General features: G+C 68.3%; 22 protein-coding genes and 1 riboswitch. Of the genes, 10 read left to right on the forward strand and 12 right to left on the reverse strand.

Features of this window, described 5'->3' with window-relative positions:
• From A5694_RS07085 to moaA, 3 genes are all read right to left on the reverse strand, one after another.
• Window positions 1-519, reverse strand: a 519-nt coding sequence (locus tag A5694_RS07085) for a transglycosylase family protein (RefSeq protein WP_165605192.1), incomplete at its 3' end; no start/stop codon positions are given.
• Window positions 520-528: 9 nt separating this feature from the next.
• Window positions 529-708: riboswitch (cyclic di-AMP (ydaO/yuaA leader) on the reverse strand.
• Window positions 709-955: 247 nt separating this feature from the next.
• Entirely contained in the window at window positions 956-1,234 is a 279-nt protein-coding gene (locus tag A5694_RS07090; protein WP_064921133.1) for a MoaD/ThiS family protein, read from the reverse strand.
• A 3-nt stretch (window positions 1,235-1,237) separates the two neighbouring features.
• Entirely contained in the window at window positions 1,238-2,374 is a 1,137-nt protein-coding gene (moaA, locus tag A5694_RS07095; RefSeq protein WP_109535625.1) for a GTP 3',8-cyclase MoaA, read from the reverse strand.
• Between the two features lie 213 nt (window positions 2,375-2,587).
• Here moaA and A5694_RS07100 point away from each other — a divergent pair, with 213 nt between their 5' ends.
• From A5694_RS07100 to A5694_RS07110, 3 genes are all read left to right on the forward strand, one after another.
• A complete protein-coding gene (locus A5694_RS07100) occupies window positions 2,588-2,998 on the forward strand; it encodes a cold-shock protein (protein ID WP_064921134.1) in 411 nt (136 codons plus the stop codon).
• A 91-nt stretch (window positions 2,999-3,089) separates the two neighbouring features.
• Entirely contained in the window at window positions 3,090-5,036 is a 1,947-nt protein-coding gene (locus A5694_RS07105) for an acyl-CoA dehydrogenase family protein (RefSeq protein WP_064921135.1), read from the forward strand.
• Window positions 5,037-5,071: 35 nt separating this feature from the next.
• Window positions 5,072-6,088 (forward strand): glutathione S-transferase family protein, encoded by a 1,017-nt coding sequence (locus A5694_RS07110; RefSeq protein ID WP_064921136.1) that lies wholly within the window; start codon window positions 5,072-5,074, stop codon window positions 6,086-6,088.
• Here A5694_RS07110 and A5694_RS07115 read toward each other — a convergent pair.
• Window positions 6,070-6,582 carry a DUF2771 domain-containing protein gene (locus tag A5694_RS07115; protein ID WP_064921137.1) on the reverse strand — a complete coding sequence of 171 codons (513 nt, stop codon included), beginning with the start codon at window positions 6,580-6,582 and terminating at the stop codon, window positions 6,070-6,072. The genes A5694_RS07110 and A5694_RS07115 overlap by 19 nt on opposite strands.
• On the reverse strand, window positions 6,579-8,171 hold the full coding sequence (locus tag A5694_RS07120) for an MFS transporter (RefSeq protein WP_234786413.1): 1,593 nt from the start codon (window positions 8,169-8,171) through the stop codon (window positions 6,579-6,581). Before A5694_RS07120 ends, A5694_RS07115 begins: the two co-directional genes overlap by 4 nt.
• Window positions 8,172-8,373: 202 nt before the next feature.
• Between A5694_RS07120 and A5694_RS07125 the strand changes: the two genes are divergently transcribed.
• Entirely contained in the window at window positions 8,374-9,321 is a 948-nt protein-coding gene (locus A5694_RS07125; RefSeq protein ID WP_064921139.1) for a DUF3027 domain-containing protein, read from the forward strand.
• On the opposite strand, the gene A5694_RS07130 is transcribed toward A5694_RS07125, so the two are convergent.
• Genes A5694_RS07130 through A5694_RS07140 form a run of 3 tightly spaced genes read right to left on the reverse strand, consistent with a single transcriptional unit; the run spans window position 9,318 to window position 10,627 of the window.
• On the reverse strand, window positions 9,318-9,824 hold the full coding sequence (locus A5694_RS07130; protein WP_064921140.1) for a hypothetical protein: 507 nt from the start codon (window positions 9,822-9,824) through the stop codon (window positions 9,318-9,320). The two genes, A5694_RS07125 and A5694_RS07130, sit on opposite strands and share 4 nt — an antisense overlap.
• 50 nt (window positions 9,825-9,874) lie before the next feature.
• Complete coding sequence (locus A5694_RS07135) at window positions 9,875-10,330, reverse strand: SRPBCC family protein (protein ID WP_064921141.1); 456 nt, start codon at window positions 10,328-10,330, stop codon at window positions 9,875-9,877.
• 27 nt (window positions 10,331-10,357) lie between these two features.
• Window positions 10,358-10,627, reverse strand: a complete 270-nt coding sequence (locus A5694_RS07140; RefSeq protein WP_064921142.1) for a DUF2530 domain-containing protein — start codon at window positions 10,625-10,627, stop codon at window positions 10,358-10,360.
• Between the two features lie 39 nt (window positions 10,628-10,666).
• Here A5694_RS07140 and A5694_RS07145 point away from each other — a divergent pair, with 39 nt between their 5' ends.
• Together A5694_RS07145 and A5694_RS07150 are read left to right on the forward strand one after the other, a co-directional pair.
• A complete protein-coding gene (locus A5694_RS07145; protein ID WP_064921143.1) occupies window positions 10,667-11,491 on the forward strand; it encodes a TrmH family RNA methyltransferase in 825 nt (274 codons plus the stop codon).
• Complete coding sequence (locus A5694_RS07150; protein ID WP_064921144.1) at window positions 11,488-11,763, forward strand: DUF2537 domain-containing protein; 276 nt, start codon at window positions 11,488-11,490, stop codon at window positions 11,761-11,763. Before A5694_RS07145 ends, A5694_RS07150 begins: the two co-directional genes overlap by 4 nt.
• Here the strand turns inward: A5694_RS07150 and A5694_RS07155 are convergent.
• A complete protein-coding gene (locus A5694_RS07155) occupies window positions 11,760-12,989 on the reverse strand; it encodes a PucR family transcriptional regulator (protein ID WP_082952555.1) in 1,230 nt (409 codons plus the stop codon). The genes A5694_RS07150 and A5694_RS07155 overlap by 4 nt on opposite strands.
• Between A5694_RS07155 and A5694_RS07160 the strand changes: the two genes are divergently transcribed.
• Entirely contained in the window at window positions 12,922-15,120 is a 2,199-nt protein-coding gene (locus A5694_RS07160) for a hypothetical protein (RefSeq protein ID WP_131809537.1), read from the forward strand. The two genes, A5694_RS07155 and A5694_RS07160, sit on opposite strands and share 68 nt — an antisense overlap.
• A gap of 9 nt (window positions 15,121-15,129) precedes the next feature.
• Here the strand turns inward: A5694_RS07160 and sepH are convergent, their stop codons facing one another.
• Together sepH and serC are read right to left on the reverse strand one after the other, a co-directional pair.
• Entirely contained in the window at window positions 15,130-15,915 is a 786-nt protein-coding gene (gene sepH / locus A5694_RS07165; RefSeq protein ID WP_064921146.1) for a septation protein SepH, read from the reverse strand.
• 204 nt (window positions 15,916-16,119) lie between these two features.
• Entirely contained in the window at window positions 16,120-17,238 is a 1,119-nt protein-coding gene (gene serC / locus A5694_RS07170) for a phosphoserine transaminase (RefSeq protein ID WP_064921147.1), read from the reverse strand.
• 196 nt (window positions 17,239-17,434) lie between these two features.
• Between serC and A5694_RS07175 the strand changes: the two genes are divergently transcribed.
• From A5694_RS07175 to A5694_RS07185, 3 genes are read left to right on the forward strand one after another with little or no spacing between them, the layout of a single operon-like run.
• Window positions 17,435-18,463 (forward strand): AurF N-oxygenase family protein, encoded by a 1,029-nt coding sequence (locus tag A5694_RS07175; protein ID WP_064921163.1) that lies wholly within the window; start codon window positions 17,435-17,437, stop codon window positions 18,461-18,463.
• 21 nt (window positions 18,464-18,484) lie between these two features.
• Window positions 18,485-20,185, forward strand: coding sequence for an FAD-dependent oxidoreductase (locus A5694_RS07180; RefSeq protein ID WP_064921148.1), 1,701 nt, complete (start codon window positions 18,485-18,487; stop codon window positions 20,183-20,185).
• Between the two features lie 44 nt (window positions 20,186-20,229).
• A complete protein-coding gene (locus A5694_RS07185; protein WP_064921149.1) occupies window positions 20,230-21,135 on the forward strand; it encodes a class I SAM-dependent methyltransferase in 906 nt (301 codons plus the stop codon).
• Here the strand turns inward: A5694_RS07185 and A5694_RS07190 are convergent.
• The gene (locus A5694_RS07190) at window positions 21,132-22,256 is read right to left on the reverse strand and encodes a citrate synthase 2 (RefSeq protein WP_064921150.1); all 1,125 of its coding nucleotides are present in this window, start codon (window positions 22,254-22,256) and stop codon (window positions 21,132-21,134) included. The genes A5694_RS07185 and A5694_RS07190 overlap by 4 nt on opposite strands.
• Between the last annotated feature and the right edge of the window lie 79 nt (window positions 22,257-22,335).

Here is a 22,335-nt window from a genome sequence, read left to right on the forward strand (position 1 = left end):
CGTCCAGGTGCCCTCCGGGGCCGGCGGGGCCCACCAGGGTGCCGGCTCGGGGGCCGGCGGCGGAGCCATCGGGTTGTCCATGGCGACGGTCTGGCCGTTGACGTCCGGGTTGTCGATGGGAGCGTCAGCCGGGGTCGCGGGAACCTCCCGCGGGCTCGCGCCGGACAGGCCGCGGCCGCAGACCGGCCACGCACCGCGTCCCTGGGTCGCCAGCACGTGCTCGGCGATCGCGATCTGCTGCTCCCGGCTGGCCAGGTGCGCCGACGGGGCGTACTTGCCGCCGCCGTGCGCGCTCCAGGTGCTCGGGGCGAACTGTAGGCCGCCCTGGTAGCCGTTGCCGGTGTTGATGCCCCAGTTGTTACCGGATTCGCAGCGGGCGACGCTGTCCCATTCGTCATCGGTGGCTGCGGCGGCGTGCCCGGCGAGGGCAAGGCTGCCGCCACCGATCACGGCTCCGGTGAAGGCGATTTTGGCGATGTTGACGTTTGACTGGGTGGGCTTGCGATGCCGTCCACTCATACGGTGGTGAATTCCTCTCTGTCTACGCCTGCGAGGTCAGCGTCGGGTTCGGGCTGGAGAAGACTGCCCGGCCTTGGCGCACCGCGGTGCGTCCTACGGCTTCGCCCCAAGGGGCCGAGGGTGGCCCCAGGTCCGCTCGCGGCGGACCGGTCGGGTCCCCCGCCTCCATCCATCAGGTATTCGTTGGTGTTCCTCGCCCGTTGGATGGAGTTCGGCGCTACGGGAGGGGAAAGGTGGATCGACCGGAAGGTTTTCGATGCACCCGGAGATGTACCGTAACCGGTCTTACCGGCATCGTCACGCTAAGGCGCGCGGGGTGTTTTCTCTGCCGGTTCTTCTCAAAACACCAGGAAACGCCAGCGTTTGCGCAGGTCAAAGCGCTATGTATCAAGCCGTTGTCGGTCCGTGATCAATTCGTTATGTGACGTAGATCATGCTATCCGCCGGCGAACGGGGGCAGTACGTCGATGGTCTCGCCGGGCTTTAGCGCCGCCGCGTGGTCGCGCACCGCGACCCCGTCCCGGAGGTAGGAGCAGCGATCCAGCACCGTCGCCAGCCGCTCATTTCCGCCCGCGAGCGTCTCGGCCAGCTCGGCCACGCCGGCCCCGGAGGGCACCTGGACGATTTCCGATTCGACGCCGGCGGCCGCTCGCGCCGCGGCGAAGTAGCGGACGGTCACCGCAACGACGGTGCTGCTGTCGGTCTGCTGCGTCATGGGTCAACCACCTATCGCGCTCATCGGCCGGTCCGGCTGGATGAAATCCGGATTGTTGATGCCGTGGCCGGCCTTCTTCGTCCACATCGCGGCACGCCATGCGTGCTCGATGGCGTCATCGTCAGAGCCGTTGCGAAGCAGGGCCCGCAGATCGGACTCCTCGGCGGCGAACAGGCAGTTGCGGATCTGGCCGTCGGCGGTGAGCCGGGTCCGGTCGCAGTCACCGCAGAACGGGCGCGACACCGAGGCGATGATCCCAAACGTTCCGGCCGGGTGGTCCGGGCCCTCATCCACCAGCCACACTTCGGCCGGTGCGGAGCCCCGTGGCTTCGGATCGGGCCGCAGGGCGAACTGCGCCTGCACCATCTCCAAGAGTTGCTCGACACCGAGCCCGGCGTGGCGGTTCCAATTGTGGTCGGCGTCCAGCGGCATCATCTCGATAACCCGCAACTGGTAGCCGTGCTGCAGGCAGAAGCGCAGCAGGTTGATGATGTCCTCGCCGGCGACCTTGGGCGCGAGCACGGCGTTGACCTTGATCGGCTTCATCCCGGCCCGCGCGGCGGCGTCGAGACCGTCGAGTACGTCGGGCAGCCGGTCCCGCCGGGTGATCTCGGCGAAGTGGGCACGGTCGACGGTGTCCAGCGACACGTTGATCCGATCCAGCCCGGCGGCCACCAGGGCACCGGCTCGCCGTGCGAGCCCCAGGCCGTTGGTGGTCAGCGCGATCTCGGGACGCGGCCGCAGGCTCGCCGCGGCGGCCACCACGTCCTCGAGATGGCGGGCCAGCAACGGCTCGCCGCCGGTGAACCGGATGTCGGTGATGCCCAGCCGGGTGACGCCGATACGCATCAGCCGGATCAGCTCGTCGTCCTGCAGGAGGTGCTGGCCGGGAAGCCAGTCCAGGCCTTCGGCCGGCATGCAGTAGGTGCAGCGCAGGTTGCAGCGGTCGGTCAGGGATATCCGCAGATCGGTGTGCACCCGGCCGAACGTGTCGACCAGCGGCCCGGAGGTCGGCATCTGTTCGGCGATGGCTCGCTGCACGGCTTCGTCGAAGGCCTGCCGGGCGGCGTTCTTGTCGTCCGCGCCGGCAGCGTCCACCTGCGGTGGTGGTGTCTGCAGACCCCGTTGCCTCAACGTCATATGCGTGTCCGATTCGGTCGGCCGGCAAGCGCCCGGATCAGGTTCAACGTCCGGTGCATATCTTCTCCAGCGGCGCCACCAGCTTACCGAGGAAACCGGGGTGCTCCGCGGGCCGCCTTCCGAGTAGGATCAGCTCTTGACGCGTCCTGCGCAGGCGGGACGCTTCATTTATGTCCCTCAGGTACGTGATCAGTAAGACAGCAGGTGAGACCAGTGCCGACCGGCAAGGTGAAGTGGTACGACGCCGCGAAGGGCTTCGGCTTCTTGTCCCAAGAGGAAGGTGAGGACGTCTATGTCCGCGCCTCGGCTCTGCCGGACGGTGTGGAGGGTCTCAAGGCGGGTCAGCGGGTGGAATTCGGGGTGGCCGCCGGCCGTCGTGGACCTCAGGCGCTGACGCTCAAGCTGATCGACCCGCCGCCGAGCCTGTCCCGCACCCGTCGCGAGGCGGCTCCCGCCGAGCACCGGCACAGCCCCGACGAGCTGCACGGCATGGTCGAAGACATGATCACCCTGCTGGAAGGCACGGTGCAGCCGGAGCTGCGTAAGGGGCGGTACCCGGACCGCAAGACCGCCCGTCGGGTGTCCGAGGTGGTCAAGGCCGTGGCCCGCGAGCTCGACGCCTAAGTCCGCGCCGCGCAAGGTGTAGTGGCCGGCCCGTTTGGGGAACACCGGTTGGTAGTCGCTCAACGAGCGCTGTCGAACCGGGAGGTGCCCGATGGCACAACAGGTAGGCGTCACCGAGGAACAAGCCAGGGCTGTCGCGGAGGAATCCCGCGAAAGTGGTTGGGATAAGCCGTCCTTCGCCAAGGGACTGTTTTTGGGGCGGTTCCCGCTTGAGTTGATTCACCCGTTTCCCAGGCCCTCGGAGACCGACGCCGCCCGCAGCGAGGACTTTCTGGGCCGGCTGCGGGAGTTTCTCGAAACCCTCGACGGCACCGTCATCGAGCGTGACGGGCAGATCCCCGATGCTTACGTCAAAGGGCTGGCCGAGCTCGGCTGTTTCGGGCTGAAGATTCCCGCCGAGTACGGCGGTCTGAGTATGTCGCAGGTCGCCTACAACCGGGCGCTGATGATGGTGTCCAGCGTGCATCCCAGCCTGGGGGCGTTGCTGAGCGCCCATCAGTCGATCGGGGTGCCCGAACCGCTCAAACTGGCCGGCACCGAGGAGCAGAAGAAGAAGTTCCTGCCGCGGTGCGCGGCCGGGGCGGTGTCGGCGTTCCTGCTGACCGAGCCGGACGTGGGCTCTGATCCGGCGCGGCTGGCCGCGACCGCGACACCGATCGAGGACGGTGCCGCCTACGAACTGGACGGGGTGAAACTCTGGACTACCAACGGCGTTATCGCTGAGCTACTGGTGGTGATGGCCCGGGTGCCCAAAGACCAGGGGCGCAGGGGAGGCATCAGCGCCTTTGTCGTGGAAGCCGATTCGCCCGGCATCACCGTCGAGCGCCGCAACACGTTCATGGGGTTGCGCGGTATCGAGAACGGCGTGACCCGGCTGCACCGGGTCCGGGTGCCCGCCGAGAATCTGGTCGGGCGTGAGGGGGACGGCCTGAAGATCGCACTGACCACCCTCAACGGCGGACGGTTGGCCATCCCCGCCATGGCGACCGGATCGGCGAAGTGGGCGCTGAAGATCGCCCGGGAGTGGTCGCGTGAGCGGGTCCAGTGGGGCAAACCGGTCGGCGAGCACGAGGCCGTGGCCACCAAGATCGCGTTCATCGCCGCCACCGGTTACGCGCTGGAGTCGGTGCTGGAGCTCTCCGGTCAGATGGCCGACGAAGGCCGCAACGACATCCGGATCGAGGCGGCGCTGGCCAAATTGTGGTCCAGTGAAATGGCCTGCGTCATCGCCGACGAGTTGCTACAGATCCGCGGCGGCCGCGGTTATGAGACCGCGGAGTCGCTTGCCGCCCGCGGGGAGCGGGCGGTCGCGGTGGAACAGCTGGTGCGCGACCTGCGGATCAACCGCATCTTCGAGGGATCCAGCGAGATCATGCGGCTGCTGATCGCGCGCGAAGCCGTCGATCCACACCTGAGCGCCGTCGGTGATCTCGCCAACCCCAAGGCGAGTCTGCGGCAAAAGGCGAAATCGGCTGCCGGGGCCAGCGGTTTCTACTCAAAGTGGTTGCCGCAACTGGTCTTCGGTGACGGTCAACGCCCCGGCGGGTACCGAGAGTTCGGCCGGCTGGCGCCGCATCTGCGCTTTGTCGAACGGCACTCCCGCAAGCTGGCGCGCAACACCTTCTACGGCATGGCGCGCTGGCAGGCCGGACTGGAGAAAAAACAGGGATTCCTGGGTCGCGTCGTCGATATCGGCGCCGAGCTGTTCGCGATGGCGGCGGCATGCGTGCGCGCGGAGGCGCAGCGGGTGGCTGACCCGCGTGAAGGGCAGCAGGCCTATCAGCTCGCCGATGCATTCTGTCAGCAGTCGCGGCTGCGGGTCGAGGCGCTGTTCGCCGCGTTGTGGACCAACACCGACCGCAGCGATGTTCGGTTGGCCCACGCGGTGCTCGAGGACCGCTACACCTGGCTGGAGGCCGGCATCCTCGATCCGTCCGAGGGCACCGGACCGTGGATCGCGCACTGGGAGCCGGGCCCCTCCACCGAAACCGACCTGGCCCGACGTTCCGGGGCCGCCTCCAGCGCACACCGAAGCTGAGATCGGCGCTGCACGACTGTGGCACGCTGGTAATCATGGCCAGCTACCTCGCCGGTGGTGACTACGAACGCGACACCGACTACATCACCACCCGGATCACCGCCGATGGCCGCGACGGGTATCCCGTCGAGCCCGGCCGGTACCGGCTGATCGTCGCGCGGGCCTGTCCGTGGGCCAACCGCACCATCATCGTGCGGCGGCTGCTCGGACTGGAAAACGTTCTCTCCATTGGGTTTTGCGGCCCTACTCACGATCAGCGCAGCTGGACCTTCGATCTGGACCCCGGCGGCGTCGATCCGGTGTTGAAGATCCCGCGGCTGCAAGACGCCTACTTCAAACGGTTCCCCGACTATCCCAAAGGCATCACCGTGCCCGCGATCGTCGACGTGCCCACCGGTGCGGTGGTCACCAACGACTTCGCCCAGATCACCCTGGACTTCTCCACCGAATGGGCGGCCTATCACCGCGACGGCGCCCCGCAGCTGTATCCCGAACCGCTACGCGCCGAGATCGACGAGGTGGGTAAAAGGATCTACACCGAGATCAACAATGGGGTTTACCGGTGCGGCTTCGCCGGCAGTCAGGACGCCTACAGCGCCGCCTACGACCGGTTGTTCAGCGCGCTGGACTGGGTCAGTGATCGTCTGACGCACCAGCGCTACCTGGTGGGCGACACCATCACCGAGGCTGACGTGCGGCTGTTCACCACCTTGGCCCGCTTCGACGCGGTCTATCACGGGCATTTCAAGTGCAACCGGCAGAAGCTGTCTGAGCTGCCGGTGCTGTGGGCTTATGCCCGCGACCTGTTCCAGACGCCCGGGTTCGGCGACACCATCGACTTCGTCCAGATCAAGCGGCACTACTACATCGTGCACGCCGACATCAATCCATCCGGGATCGTTCCCGACGGGCCGGATCTGTCGAATTGGCTATCACCGCACGGCCGGGAAACGTTGGGCGGCAGGCCATTCGGTGACGGCACCCCGCCGGGCCCGGTGCCGGAGCCCGAGCGGGTGACCGCCGGGCACGGAGCTCAACCGGCAGCGGTCTGACGGCTCCACTGCAGGCCCAGCGCCCATTCGGCGTGCGGCACGGCGAATTTCTCGCCGGTGTCCCGGTCGACGACCAGGGTGAGCAGCTGCACCACCAGACCACGCAGGGGCCCGCGCTGCGGGTCGACGGTGGGGACGGTGACCGCCAGGGTGCTGCCCGGCGAATACAACTTGGCGGTGGCTTCGGCCGGATCGTCGTAGAGCCGCAGTAGCCGCCACGGCGCCCGGCCGATGGCGCTGTCCACCGACAGCTGGACCGGATGGCGCGCGTCGACCGTCAGCGTGCCCCGCGCCTCGGTGAGCACGCACTCGTTGAGGTCGAGCACATCGCAGTACATGTAGGGCCCGGCGTGGGTGAGGCGCCCCTTGGAGTAGGCACTGATCTGCGGCGGAGTCGGCTCGTCGCCGCGGGTGAACCACCAGGTCCCGATTCCGGCGAGCGCCGCCGCCATCACCACCAGCACCGTTACCAGCACGGCCGTCGAGCGTTTCACCTGGTCATCACCCCTGTCTGATCGCGGCGGGCGCCGTCCTGCTCGATCCGTACCGGACGGTTGCCACCCAGGCCGGGGATCAGCGAGTCGCCGTGGAAGGAAAGGATGGTCTGGGCCAGCCCCGGGATCAGCAGCGCGGTGATCGCGGTGAAGCCCACCCACAGGTCGGTGTATACCAAGACCCCCAGTGCACCGCCGAGCACCCAGGCCAGCTGCAGGGTGGACTCGGTGCGGCCGAACGCCGACGCCCGGGACTCCTCGGGCAGGTCGTCCTGCAGCGCGGCGTCCAGCGACGCCTTCGCGACCGCGCTGGCAGCGGAGGTGACCAGGGCGGCGATCGCTGCCATCACCAGGGTTCCGGCCACCGCCGCCGCCAGCGCGACGGCGGTCACTGCCATGGTGCAGCGCACCACCAACACCGCGGGCCGGCCCAGTTGCAGCCGGGCGCTGGTGAAGTTGCCCGCGAAGTTCCCCGCCCCGGCGGCGGCGCCGATCAGCCCGAGAATGCCCAGCTGCACCCAGCCGTTGGCGTCGTGCTGCTTGGCCACGAACGCGGGGTAGAGAAACAGAAAGCCGACCATGGCCTTGATGGTGCAGTTGCCCCACACCGCGGCGATGATGTTGCGGCCCAGCGGTTGACGCAGCGGTTGGCTCAGCGCCCCGCCGGCCCGCTTGACCTGTTCGGGCCAGCTGCGGCGAGGTTCGTCGAAGCGATAACTCAGGGTGGTCGGGACTTCACCGGCGGTCACCTCCACCCACCGCGGGATCCGCATCGCCAGGCCCGCCCCCGCCACCGAGACCGCGACGACCACGAACAGCGCCCCCGGCTGCGCCAGCAGCCGGGTGAACACGTATTCGGTGCCCGCGGCAACGCCGCCGCCCACGATCGTCCCGCCGAGCAGACCGAACATCGTCAAGCGGGAATTGACCCGCACCAGATCGATCGACGGCGGCATCACCCGCGGCGTCACCGCGCTGCGCAGCACCGTGAACGACTTCGACAGCACCATCATGGCCAGCGCGCACGGGTAGAGCACCCAGGAGCCGAAGGTGCCGGCGGCGCCGTCGTAGTTGGCGATCAGCACGAGCGCCAGCACGGTGCGCAGCGCGAACGACAAGGCCAGCGCCGCGCGCCGGCCGTGCTGGATGCGGTCCAGCGCGGGACCGATCAGCGGCGCGACCACCGCGAAGGGCGCGATCGTCACCAGCAGGTACAGCGCCACCCGGCCCTTGCTCTCCCCGCTGGCCGCAGCGAAGAACAGCGTGTTCGCCAGCGCCACGGCCATCGCCGCGTCCACCGCGAAGTTGGCCACCACCGGCCAGGTCAGCGCGGTCAGCCCGGATTTGTCGGCACCGTCGGCCGTGGCGGCCCGCTGCACCAGCCCATACATCCGGTAGCCCATTTCCCGGCTGCGGGCCGCAGCCGCCCGGGTCACGGTGACGCGGTCACCGCTGCCCGCGTCGCCCGGCGGGCTGTGCCGCCGGGGTGCTTCAGTGTGTTCGCGCAGCGGCGGCAGGTAGCGGTTGGCACTGGGCATCGGCTTGCGATGGCGCTGCTCGCCGGGGCCGTTGCTGGGGTAATTGGCCATGCCGGGGTGCTCGCCGGGCGAGCCGTTGCGGGGCCCGCGGCGCCGGCCCGGGTCGGGGAGATCACGCCGCCGTACAGACACGACTCAATTCTTCCCTATCACCGTCGCCCCGCCGTGCAGGCCGCGTTCGTGCCTGCGTGTGGCTGAGCGGACCGCGCTGCGGCAGTATTAGGGACGTCATTGAAGGGAAGGGACCCGCGTGATGCGACCCAGCGCAGAATCACAGACCGCGACCGTCGCGGTGCCCGCGGTGCTGGCCGCGGCCGTCGAGCAGGCCCGGGCGGCCGTCGCCGAGTTCAGCGGCGCCGACACCGTCGGTGAACACCTGGGCGTCGACTATGAGGACGCGACCGCCGCCACCCACCGGTTCGCCGCGCTGCTGCCCGGCTATCAGGGCTGGCAGTGGGCGGTCGTCGTCGCCGCCATCCCAGGTGCTGCGCACTCCACAATCAGCGAGGTGGTGTTGGTTCCGGGACCCACGGCGTTGTTGGCGCCGGAATGGGTGCCATGGGATCAGCGGATCCGTCCTGGCGACCTGGGACCGGGGGATCTGCTGGCGCCGCCGGCTGACGATCCGCGACTGGTTCCGGGCTACACCTCGACCGGCGACCCGGAGCTGGACGAGGTGGCCGGCGAGATCGGTCTGGGCCGGCGCTGGCTGATGAGCCCACTGGGCCGCGCCGAGGCGGCGCAGCGCTGGCATGACGGCGAGTACGGCCCGGATTCGGCGATGGCGCGGTCGACCAAGCGGGTCTGTCGTGACTGCGGCTTCTATCTGCCGCTGGCCGGCGCGCTCGGCACGGCGTTCGGGGCGTGCGGCAACGAGATGTCGGCAGACGGTCGGGTGGTCGACGCGGAGTACGGCTGCGGCGCCCACAGTGACACCCCGGCACCGGCGGGCACTGGTTCCCCGGCCTACGACCCCTACGACGACGGGGTGCTCGAGATCGTCGAAAGCGATGCCGCCACCGAGATCAGCACTGCCGAACCGGCTGAGGCGCCGGCCGAGCCGGTTGAGGCGGTGGCCGAGCCGGCCACGGTCGCCCCGGCCGAGACCGAACCGCTCGAACCAGAAGCCGACACCGGTGCTGCCGCCACGGAAACGCCTGCCGAACCCCCGGCCGAACCGGGGGAGCCGGGCACTCCTTAGCCGAAGTTGAAGAGGTACTCGCCCGGGAGCACCACGACCATGTTGAAGACGGTGTTGATCACCAGCCCGGGCAGCCCGAGCACATAGTTGATGATGTCCTGCGGGATGGTGACCGCCTCACTGAAGGCCATCCCGAAGTCGAGGTTGACCAGGCTGGTGACCACGTTCGAGACGTCATTGAACAACGTCCCGGGCAGGCTGAACAGACTATTGAAAAACCCTTGGGCCGCAGCCAGTTCCGCGTTGAACAGCCCGGCGATGTCGAACGCATCGGCCGGGCCGGGGGTGTCGTCGGAGGCCGCGAGGTCGGCGATGATGCCGTCGATGCCGTCGATCAACGCGCTGCCGGTCAACGCCACCTCGGTCGACACCTGGGCGGACGCCTCGGTGACCGCGTGCGTGCTGACCTCGGGTGCGGCCACCGGAGCCAACCCGGCGGCCAGCAGTACTGCCGTCGCTGCGATGCCGCTCAGCATGCCCGGGCCGGATTGCGTTGTTTCCATGGCTCCCTCCCACTTTCGACGCTGGGATACTACTCCACTTGCGGTGCGGGTCAGCGGTGTTCGGCGGCGGCCTTGATCCGCTCCAGCGAGGCCTTCATGCCGGCAACCAACTCCTGCTCGAAGCTCTCGACCCCGCCCATGAACTTGTTCGTCAAAAACGTGGAGACCGAGGTGATTCCGTCGTCGGCGCGGCGGCTCTCGGTGACCCGGGTGCCGTCGGCGGTCGGCTCAAGTTCGTAGCTCCACACGCTGTGGTTCTCGGTGACCCGGAAGGCCAGCTTGCGATCCGGGACGAATTCGGTGATGACCGAGGTGGTCGGCCAGAACAACCGGCCGCGCCGGTTGACGTTGATGGTGCGGGTGCCCGGGCGTAGCGCACCGAGCGGTTTCATCCACCGGCACTGCGGACTCCACTCCGGCATCCGCCGAAAGTCGGAGATCAGGTTCCATACCTCGGTGACCGGTGCCTTGATGTCGATCTCTGCCTTCAACAGCGGGGCTGCCATGTCATTCCTCCTTGATCGGCCGCAACTCTATTCGTGTTCCAGTCCGGATTGGGCGCCGCGCGCACCGCGGCGCGCCGCTTCGCGCTGCACCAGAAAGATCGTGGTGCCCAGGACGCCGACCCCCAGCCCGGCCACGCTCACCGGCCGCCACGACTCCAGGCCCGGTATCGCGAACGCGGCGATGGTCGCGCAGCAGAAGCCGGCGGCCCCGGCACCGATCACCGGCCAGACCCGCAGCAGCGCGGCCGGCAGCGGTGGCGGCTCGGGGGCGGTCTCAGGCGGCAGCTCGGGGGGCATCGCCGTTGACGTTAGCGCCTCGCCGGTAATGTCGCGGCAGTGGCCAGGGTCATCGACGTCGTCGACATCACCGACCCCGCCGATTCCCGGCTGGACGATTTCCGCGATCTGAACAGCATCGATCGCCGCCCGGACCTGCCCACCGGCAAGGGGCTGGTGATCGCCGAAGGGGTGCTGGTGGTGCAACGGATGCTCGCCTCGCGCTTCACGCCCCGCGCGTTGCTGGGCACCGACCGCCGCCTCACCGAGCTGGGCGACGATCTGACCGGATGCGATGCTCCCTACTTCCGGGTGTCGGCCGAGGTGATGGCCGAGGTGGTCGGCTTTCATCTCAACCGCGGCGTGCTGGCCGCCGCGTCGCGGGTGTCCGAGCCCACGGTGGCCGACCTGGTCACCGGTGCCCGCACCATCGCGGTGCTCGAGGGTGTCAACGATCACGAGAACCTGGGATCGATCTTCCGCAATGGCGCCGGTCTGGGCGTCGATGCGGTGGTGTTCGGCCCCGGCTGCGCTGACCCGCTCTACCGCCGCGCGGTGCGCGTGTCGATGGGGCACGCCCTGCTGGTGCCGTTCGCCCGTTCGGCGGACTGGCCGAAGGATCTGGCGATGCTGCGCGAGCGCGGGTTTCGGCTGCTCGCCATGACTCCGGACCCGCGGGCCGACGCGCTGTCCACGGCCATGGCGAAGGTGCGCGGTGAGCCGGTGGCCGTGCTGGTCGGAGCGGAGGGGCCGGGCCTGTCGGAGAAGGCCATGCGTGCCAGTGACATGCGGGTGCGCATCCCGATGTCGCGGGGCACCGACTCGCTCAACGTCGCGACGGCGGCCGCGCTGGCCTTCTACGAGCGCACTAGGCTGCCGGAATGAGTCCGACCCAAACCACGCCGTGGGCAACGGGTTTGACTGTGGCGGCGTTCGTCGCGGCGGTGTCCGGGACCGCGATCGCGGTGCTGAGCCTGGGATTGATCCGGGTGCACCCCGCGGTGGCGGTCGTTCTCAACCTGATCGCGGTGGGCGGGCTGGCGCCCACGGTGTGGGGCTGGCGGCGCACCCCGGTGCTGCGATGGTTGGCGCTGGGCGCCGGACTCGGCGTGGCGGGGGCGTGGCTGGTGCTTGTGGTGCTGACGGTCAGCGGTTAAGGCGCTTCGGTTCGCCAGCGCAGCGCTTCCAACGCTACGGCCACCCGGACGCTAGAGACCTCGAGTGGTTGCGGTAGCAGTTCATTTGCCCGGGCAAGTCTGCGCGACAGGGTGTTTCGATGGGTGAACAGCCGGGTGGCGGTCCGCGAGGCGTTGCACTGTTCGTGGATGAATGTCAGGACGGTCCGCTGCAGTTCGGCGTCGGCGGACTTGAATTCCCCGAGCGTGTGGTCGATGAAGCGATCGGCCCGCTCGGCATCTGAGGTGATCAGCGCGATCAGCTCGACGTCGGCGAAAGAGGCGACCCGTCGCGCGGAGCCGAACTGGGTCATCATCTGCTGGGTTCTGACGGCGTCGTGATGGCTGCGCCGGAAGCCGTCGATCCCCGCCGCCGTCGGCCCTATCGCGACTTGCACCGGGGCGAGTGGAGCGATGGCGGTGGCGATAGCGGCCAGGTCCGGACCGGCTGCGCCGGCAAACCACACCCACCGAGCGGTGTCGTCGGCCGGCACCGACAGGGACCGGTGCCGCGCCAGGGCGTGCAGCACAGCTTCGGTGGCGCGGCCGAAACCTGCCGGGTCGACCGTCGATTCGTCGGTCCAGATCACGGCCGCGGTGTGGCTTTGCTCAAGTCGGTAGCCGAGCCTGGCCTCGGCCTGCTGCACATCGAGCGGCGCCTCGTCGAGGATCTCGGTGACGATCTCGCGGCGTTCGGCCTGTCTACCGCGCGCGGCGGCGTTCTGCTCGATCTGGACCTGGCGGCAGGTCTCGGCCACAGTCACGTCGGTGAACGACGTGATCGAGCGTGCTGAGACATCGAGAAGCTCGCGCAATTCATCAGGGTCAGTCGTCAACCCCAGCGCCGTGCGCATCCAGGTTCGCCACGTCACGGCCTGGCCGATCCGGGACGCCTCCACGATCGCGCGTTCGTCCATGCCGCGACGGATCGCGCGGCGGATGAGGTCCAGCGGCTCGGCTCCCTTGTTGGCCTGCACCGGCTCGCCGGGACGATCGAGGTTGGCGACTGCCCAGTGCAACAGGTGCGAGCGATTGCCTCGGCGGATGGCTTCGGCAAGCACCGGGTCGTCGACCAACGTCCGCATATACCGCGACCCGAGTGAGGCCTCGTTCAACTCGTCGAGCCACCGCTGAGAACCGTTGACGATCTCCGCCGCGCCTTGCCGCATCAGCTCGCGCACTCGCTCGGACGGCGGCTCCCAGATCACCGGCCCAGCGTATCCACCGCAGTGCAATGTGCACCGTGTGATCGGTGCGAGATGTCCTTGTCTGCGGTCGGCCCGCCTGCCGACAATTGGCGGAGCGCAAAGCAGATTCATTGGTTACGCACAGGAGCATCACATGTCATATCCACAGCCAGCAGGACTTCCGGCCGTCGAGCTCAGCAGCCGGCGCTGCGGGGTGCGATCCGGTGCGGTGCCAGCACTCGCAGTGGGTGCATCGGCAATGGTGCTGATGGCTTCGCCTGCGGTCGTCCCGCAGGCGCCGGCCGCCGCGAAGGCCGCCGTCCCGGCCTGGGCGCTGACGGCCTCGGGAGCAGCCAGCCACTACCAATCGGTGATCGACCAGATCATCGCTGCCCAGCAGCAGATCATCGAAACCAACAGCGCATATCCCTTTGCCACCGACTTCGACAAGACATTGTTGCCCGGCTACGTACAGGGCTCCGCCCTGATGCAGCTCTACTTCAATCTCGGGCAATTGAATCACGCCAACGGGTTCGATCAGGCGGCGGACAAATTCGTGTACCTGTGGAATGCTCCGGCGGCTGAGCCGCTGAACTTCTTGAACGACCCGAATCCGGACACCCAGTACTATTTCAACTCGCTCGGTGACGAAACGCAGGTGATCACCATCAGGCCCAACTCGGGAACCGAGGACCTGAGTTTCACGACGATGTCGGGTACCGGAACGCCGACCGGCTTCACCTCGCTACACGCCTACGACCTGTCGCAATTCACTCCCAATGCCGATGGCACCTACACGATCTACGTGAGCCCAACCGAGCATGCCGGAAACTGGGTCAATTCGGCCGGCGCGGAAACCCTGGCGATCCGCAACTCCATCGGCGACTGGGGAATGCCGCACGCTACATTGAAATTCGAATTGGAGAATCAGCCGGGGTTCACACTTCCGGTGCTGTCGGACGAGCAGATCTCGTCGATGCTGTCCAATATCGCGACGGATCTGCCGGGGGCGAATGCCAGCAGCCTGTTGTTCGGGGTTCAGCAAGCCACGAATTCGCTGCCCCCGAACTACATCACTCCGATATTGGGTACCACCGAAGCCACCCCCGGCGGGCCGTTGCTCCCCGGTCAGTTCGGCAGTGGGGTGCACTTCGAACTTCAGCCCGATCAGGCGCTGATCCTCAAGGTGCCTGTTCTGGACGCCTCCTACTCGGGCATCTCGATCGACGACGCCTGGACCACGGGCGCTCCGGCGGCGCTGGCGCAGTCGAGTCTCAACAACACCCAGGCGTTCCATGGCTCCGACGGCTTCGTCTACTACGTCGTGAGCAGCAAGGACCCGGGCGTCGCCAACTGGCTCGATAGCGGCGATCTGCGTGACGGATTGGCCGTGCTGCGCTGGCAGGGCGTGACGGGCACCGTCCCGACTGTGGCGCCGACCGCCCAGGTCGTTGACATCGCTGATGTCCGCGAGCACCTGCCCGCCGACATGCCCCTGGTCACCCCCGCGGAACGGGCAGCCGATCTGCAGGAGCGCATGCTCGAATACTTCTACGTCCAGCACCAAGACCACGACAGCGGCTGGATCACCGCCAACCTGGAGTACGACCAGCTCAAGGCGGCAGTGGGACCCGAGCAGTTCGATGCGTTGTTCGGTGCTCAACAGGATGTGCCGTCGGTGCTGGAACGGCTGATGACACCGGCGTTGGGCCCTGACACCATGTCGGTCTTCTCGTCCGCCCTGGCCGATCCGGCCGGCGCGGCGTCGGCGTTGATCAACAACCTGCCGCTGGCCGTCAAGGACATCAGCTTGCCCATGATTCTGGCGGTGTTGCGGATGGACATGTTCGTCGGTCAAACCGTCCAGGAGCTCAGCAACGGCATCTCGACCGGTCACCTGGGCGAGGTGCTCGCCGACCGGTTCTCGGCTCTGCAAACGGTGCTCGACCTGATCTTCAACGACCCGGCGACCAGCATCGGCGCCGGCTTCCTGAACGCCCGCGACGACCTGGGGGTCGCGCTCCTGCACGCCGGCAGCTACACGCTGGACGCGAACGATTTCGCCTCTGCATGGGCTGAGTTGTCAGCGTTCAACCAGACCGCATCGGAGATGTTGGCGGCAGGATTCGCCTACCTGATCGACCTGGGATAGCGGGCCGGTTCAGCCCTGACCGGCGGAACCGGTGGAGCGCACCCCGAGCAGGACGTCCTCCCAACCCGGAACCGACGGCTTGCTGCGGCGCGACCGGGACGCCGAGCGCTGGCGGACCGGCTCCTCTTCGACCACCGGCGCGACCGCGGGCTCTTCGAAGTCGAGTTCGGCGACCGTGGCAACCGGCCGCAGCGGACGGTCGAAGCCCGGGTCGATCAACTCCATCGCCGCGTCGTCGACGGCGGTTACCGTGCCGCCGTGTGCGCCCGGGGTGAATCGGAAGTGGGCGACGTTGTCCGAGCGGCCCGCCTTCCACGCCAGCTGCACCGTCCAGCGTCCGTCCTCGTTGCGCCACGCGTCCCAGCTGTTCTGGTCCGGGTTCAGACCGCGGCTCATCAGTGCGCTGGTGACGACCTCCAGCAAGGTGGCCACGGCCGGCCCGTCGGCCAGCACCGGGTGGGCCGCGGCCGCCAGTTCCGCGGCGCGGGACCGCTCGAGCAGCACCGGGTGCGCGAAGCGCTCCACCCGCGAGACGTCCACGCCGGCCGCCGCGGCGACCTGCTCGACAGACGCCCCGGCGCGGATGCGAGCCTGGATGTCCTTCGGGCGCAACATGGTGCTGCCCAGATCGATCTGGGTCTGCCCGACCCGATTGCCCTCGCCGCGCACTGTCGAACGCAGCCGGTCGTCGATGCGCAGCCGGTACATGTCGGCGCGTTCGTCGTCCCCGCAGACGCTCTCGCAGATGATGTGTTTGCCGTCGACGTCGAGACCTACGACCGTCAGTTCCCTCATGACTTCTCCTCGCGAAGGCCCGTTAGCTGCGAACTTTAGTGCAGCAACCGATCGCGGCCGCGGTGACACGCTGGGGTTATAACGAGTTGATTACGGGTGCCGAGGGAGAATTTGACGACGCGACACGCCCGTCTCGCGTCGTCAGATTTCCACTCACGGCGCGCACCGGCGATGGGCGCCCGGCAACGCCGAGTGAGTCGCGCGCTACAGCCGTTCGACGACCCAGTCCACACACTGCGTCAGGGCGCTGACGTCGTCGGGATCCACCGCCGGGAACATGGCGATCCGCAGCTGGTTGCGGCCCAGTTTGCGGTAGGGCTCGGTGTCGACGATGCCGTTGGCCCGCAGCACCTTGGCCACCGCGGCGGCATCCACGCCGTCGACGAAGTCGATGGTGCCCACCACCTGCGACCGCAGCGCGGGGTCGGCGACGAACGGCGTGGTGAACGGCCGCGACTCGGCCCAGGAGTACAGCCGTTGCGACGAGTCCGCGGTGCGCTTGACCGCCCAGTCCAGCCCGCCGTTGCCCAGTAGCCAGTCCAGCTGCTCGGCCATCAGCGCCAGGGTCGCGATCGCCGGGGTGTTGTACGTCTGGTTCTTGGAGCTGTTGTCCACCGCGATCGGCAGCGACAGGAACTCCGGCACCCAGCGACCCGAAGCGGCGATCGCCTCGATGCGGGCCAGCGCGGCCGGGCTCATGATCGCCAGCCACAGACCGCCGTCGGAGGCGAAGTTCTTCTGCGGCGCGAAGTAGTAGGCGTCGGTTTCGGTGATGTCGACCGGCAGACCGCCGGCACCCGACGTCGCGTCGATCACGACCAGCGCCCCGTCGGACCCGCTGGGCCGGTGCACCGGCACCGCCACCCCGGTCGAGGTCTCGTTGTGGGCCCAGGCGATGACGTCGACCGACGGGTCGGAGGTCGGCTCGGGCGCGCTGCCCGGGTCGGCCGTGACGATGATCGGGTCCCCGACGAAGGGGTTCTTGGCCACCGCCGAGGCGAACTTCGCGCTGAACTCGCCGTAGGTCAGGTGCAGGGAGCGTTGGTCGATCAGGCCGAACGCCGCTGCGTCCCAGAACGCGGTGGAGCCGCCGTTGCCCAGCACCACCTCGTAGCCGTCGGGCACCGAGAACAGCTCGCGCAACCCGCTGCGGACCCGACCGACCAGGTCTTTGACCGGCGCCTGGCGGTGCGAGGTGCCGAACAGCGGCGCCGCCGTGGTGACCAGCGCGTTCAGCTGCTCCGGCCGGACCTTGGAGGGGCCACAGCCGAACCGTCCGTCGGCGGGCTTGATGTTGTCCGGGATCGTGAGCTGCTGCGCCATGGTCTCTAGCGTAGACAGCGCTCGGCGGCCGCCCGCATGGCAGGTTTATCGTGATGTAGATCACGTGAGACACTCGACACCTGTCACCACCACAAGGCGGCGGAAGGTCTGGACGGGTAGTCGATACCTGCGGTACCGTTGTACATAGACAGGCCAAATGTAAACGTCAGTGGGGGTGTCTCCGATGGCTCAGAAGATGGCTCACAAGCCGGCCCGAACCCGGATGGTGCGGCGGTGGCGGGCCAACATGGACGTGTTCGACGACACCAAGTACGTCGACATGCTCAACACCCTGTCGGAAGGCTCGGTGCGCCGGCACTTCAACCCGTACGTCGACATCGACTGGGACAGCCCGGAGTTCAAGGTCACCGAGAACGACCCGCGATGGATCCTGCCGGCCACCGACCCGCTCGGTAAGCACGCGTGGTACCAGGCCCAGCCTGAGGACCGCCAGATCAAGATCGGCATGTGGCGTCAGGCCAACGTGGCCAAGGTGGGGCTGCACTTCGAGTCCATCCTGATCCGCGGCCTGCTCAACTACGCGTTCTGGGTGCCCAACGGCTCACCGGAATACCGGTACTGCCTGCACGAATCGGTCGAGGAGTGCAACCACACCCTGATGTTCCAGGAGATGGTGAACCACATCGGCGCCGACGTACCCGGCATGCCGCGGTTCCTCAAGTGGCTTGCCGCGTTCATCCCGCTGGTCGCCGGCCCGCTGCCAATCCCGTTCTGGTTCGGCATCCTCGCCGGTGAGGAGCCCATCGACCACATTCAGAAGGACATCCTGCGCGAGGGCAAGACGCTGCACCCGATCATGGAGAAGGTGATGGCGATCCACGTCGCCGAAGAGGCGCGCCACATCTCGTTCGCGCACGAGTACCTCAACAAGCGCATCCCGCACCTGCCGCGCCGCAAGCGGTTCTGGCTCTCGCTGTTCGTGCCGGTCACCATGCGGATCCTGTGCTCGGCGATTGTCGTTCCGCCGAAGGAATTCTGGGTGGAGTTCGACATTCCCCGCTCGGTGCGCAAGGACGTGTTCTTCGGGTCGGCCGACGCCCGCCGGATGCTGTCCGACATGTTCGCCGACGTGCGGATGCTCTGCCACGACACCGGGCTGATGAACCCGGTCGCCAAGCTGGTGTGGCGGATGTGCCGGATCAGCGGGGCGCCGGCGCGCTTCCGTGCCCAGCCGCAGCGCGCCCACCTGTCGCGCGTCGCATAAGTCAGCGAAACCCGCCGTCTCATGCCGCACGTCATCAGCCAGGCATGCTGTAACGACGCGTCCTGCGTCTTCGCCTGCCCGGTCTACTGCATTCACCCCAGCCCGGACGAACCGGACTTCGCCACCTCGGAGATGCTCTACATCGATCCGGACGCCTGCGTCGACTGCGGCGCCTGCGTCCGGGCCTGCCCGGTCGGTGCGATCTACCCGGACACCGCGCTGCCGCAAGAGCAGCTGCCGTTCATCGAGATCAACAAGTCCTACTATCCCAAGCGCCCCGAGGGGGTGAAGCTGCCGCCGACGTCCAAGCTGGCGCCGATCCTGCCGGCCGCTGAAGTGCACAAGCGCGGCCGGTATCCGCTGACGGTGGCTATCGTGGGCTCCGGACCGGCGGCCATGTACGCCGCCGACGAACTGCTGACCCAGCCCGGCGTGCTGGTCAACGTGTTCGAGAAGCTGCCCACCCCCTACGGGCTGGTGCGGGCCGGGGTCGCCCCGGATCACCAGCGCACCAAGCTGGTGACCCGGCTGTTCGACGAGATCTCCCGGCGACGGGGGTTCAACTTCTTCCTCAACGTCGAGGTCGGCAAGCACCTGAGCCACGCCGACCTGCTGGACTACCACCATGCCGTGCTCTATGCCTCCGGCGCGCTGCACGACCGTCGGCTCGAAATCGACGGCATGGGCCTGCCGGGCACCGGCACCGCCACCGAGCTGGTCGGCTGGTACAACGGTCACCCCGACTTCGTCGATCTGCCAGTCGATCTCAGCCACGAGCGGGTGGTGATCGTCGGCAACGGCAATGTGGCGCTCGACGTGGCCCGCATCCTCACCTCCGATCCCGACAAGCTGGCCGACACCGACATCGCCGATCATGCCCTGGCGGTGCTGCGCGATTCCCGCGTGCAGGAAGTGGTGATCGCCGCCCGGCGTGGACCGATCGACTCGGCCTTCACCCTGCCCGAGCTGGTCGGCCTGACCCAGACCGCCGACGTGGTGCTCGACGCCGAAGACCACGCCCGGGTCCGCAACGATCTCGCCACCGTCCGCGACGACTTCACCCGGCAGAAATTGGAGATCCTGGCCAAGCTGGACAGTGTTGATAGCGCCTCGGCGCAACCTTCCCGGCCGCGCATCCGCTTCGCCTACCAGCTGACCCCGGCCCGGGTGATCGGTGAGGGTCGGGCCGCCGCAGTGGAATTCACGGTGACCGGCACCGACCAGGTGCGCCGGATCGATGCCGGGCTGGTGCTGACCTCGATCGGCTACCACGGCACCCCGATCGCAGATCTGCCGTTCGACGACGCCGCCGGTGTCGTTCCGAACGAGGGCGGCCGCGTCATCGATCCGGCGACCGGCCAGCCGGTTGCCGGAGCGTACGTGTCCGGGTGGATCAAGCGTGGCACGAACGGCTTCATCGGCACCAACAAGTCCGACTCGCTGAACACGATCCAGGCCCTGGTCGCCGACTACAACGCCGGCCAGCTGAGCGAACCCATCGGCGGGCCGCGCTCGGTGGCGCGGATGGTGCACGCCCGTCAGCCCAAGGTGATCGATGCCGCCGGCTGGAAGGCCATCGACTCCTCCGAGATCGCCCGCGGGGACGCGCAAGACCGGCCGCGGGTGAAGTTCACCCGCGTGCCCGACATGCTCGAGCAGGTGGAGGACTACTCCGACGTGCCGCTGCTGCAGAACCTGCTGGGAGCGCTGCGCCGGCGCTGAGCGGGTCGGTGGTCCGGCTCGGCTGGCTGTAATACGTTGGATCGATGCCTCGCCGCCGATTGGACCGGGAAGCCAGTCTGACTGCGCAGACATGCGCCCTCGAGCGCGCCGCGGAATCTCTGCAACCGCCTCATCGCAGGTTGCTCGACGACCCCGATTCGGCGTTGTTCGCCGGTCGGTACGGGCCGCTGTTGGCCAGGCCGGTTATCGCACGGACCTGGCTGCGTGCTCTCGACAGCTACCTGCCGGGGCTGCACCTCTACATCGTCCTTCGGGTCCGCTACACCGATGATGTGCTGCAGCAAGCCATTTCGGCTGGGATCGATCAGGTTGTCCTGCTGGGAGCCGGGTTTGACACCACGAGTCTGCGCGCCGCCACCATGGCTTGCGGTCCGGTGATTTTCGAGGTCGACGCGCCGACCACCCAACAGGAGAAGCGACGCCTGCTCGAGTGCGCCAACCGCGCTGTCGGCTCGCAGGTCCATTGGGTTCCATGCGATTTCGAACATGACCGGCTGACCGAGCGACTCGTTCAGGCCGGTTTCGACCCGACGCGACCCTGCGTCGTCGTCTGGATCGGTGTCTCCGTTTACCTCACCCGGCCGGCGATCGACCAGACGTTAGCGGATCTGGCCGAGATCTGCGCGCCGGGAAGCCGCTTGGTGACTGACTTCGGTGACCCGGAGACGGTCACCGGAAAGCATCGTCTCGCCGGTGCGCGCCGCACCGCGCGCCTGGTGCGGCGTCGTGGCGAGCCCTGGCTTACCGCCTTGTCCCTGCCCGAAGTCACGTGCGCTGCCGAAGACGCCGGTTTCGTCGTCCGCGACCATGCGCGAACCACCGACCTCGCCGAGCGATACGCCCCGAACGGGCAGCCGTGGTGCTCTACCGATGACTGGCTGGGGGTGTTGACCGCCGAGCGGGTGCCGTCGGAGACCGACCGCGACTAGCCGGCTACCGGGCGGGCCAACTGCTCCCACCCGGCGACCGAATCCGCGCTGCGCGGGCCGGGCCCGACGTAGATCGCCGACGGGCGCACCAGCTTGCCCAGCCGCTTCTGCTCCATGATGTGGGCGCACCAGCCCGCGGTACGTCCGCAGGTGAACATTGCCGGCATCATCGCGGGGGGCACCTCGGCGAAGTCCAGGATCACCGCCGCCCAGAACTCGACGTTGGTCTCGATGGCCCGGTCCGGCCGGCGTTCCCGCAGCTCGGTCAGCGCCGCCTGCTCGAGTGCCGCAGCCACCTCGAAGCGGGGCGCCGCCAGTCGCTTGGCGGTGGCGCGCAGCACCCGGGCGCGCGGGTCCTCGGCGCGGTACACCCGGTGTCCGAAACCCATCAGCTTCTCGCCGCGATCCAGGATGCCCTTGACCACCGCCCGGGCGTCGCCGGAGTCCTCGACCTCGGCGATCATCGGGATCACCCGGGCCGGGGCGCCACCGTGCAGCGGGCCGCTCATCGCGCCGATCGCGCCGGACAGCGCCGCACCGACATCGGCGCCGGTGGAGGCGATCACCCGCGCGGTGAACGTCGAGGCGTTCATCCCGTGCTCGGCCGCCGACACCCAGTAGGCGTCGATGGCCTCGACGTGGCGCGGGTCGGGTTCGCCGCGCCAGCGGGTCATGAACCGCTCGGTGATGGTGGCGCAGTCGTCGATCGCCGACTGCGGCACCGCGGCCTGGGTGCCGCGCGCCGACTGGGCGACGTAGGACAGCACCATCACCGCCGCGCGCGCCAACTGGTCGCGGGCGGTGGCGTCGTCGGTGTCCAGCAGCGGCTTGAAGCCCCACTGCGGCGCCAGCATCGCCACCGCGGCCTGGGCGTCGACCCGCACGTCCCCGGTGCGCACCGACAGCTCCAGCGGCTCGGCGGGGGCCAGGGGACGGGTGAAGTCGCCGTCGACCAGCAGGGCCCACACGTCGCCGAAGCTGACCTTCCCGGCCAGGTCCTCGATGTCGACGCCGCGGTAGCGCAGTGCGCCACCGTCCTTGTCCGGTTCGGCGATCTCGGTGGTGAAGGCCACCGTGCCCTCGAGGCCTGCGACGAAGTTCTCCGGGACTGCAGCAGTCATGCATCCGATTCTTCCACCCGTGCGCCCGGCGGTTGCTACCGGCCGGTAACACCGACCGGGCTGCGCCGGGCGTAGCGTT

The organism is Mycolicibacter sinensis, assembly GCF_001667945.1.
Lineage (GTDB): Bacteria > Actinomycetota > Actinomycetes > Mycobacteriales > Mycobacteriaceae > Mycobacterium > Mycobacterium sinense_B.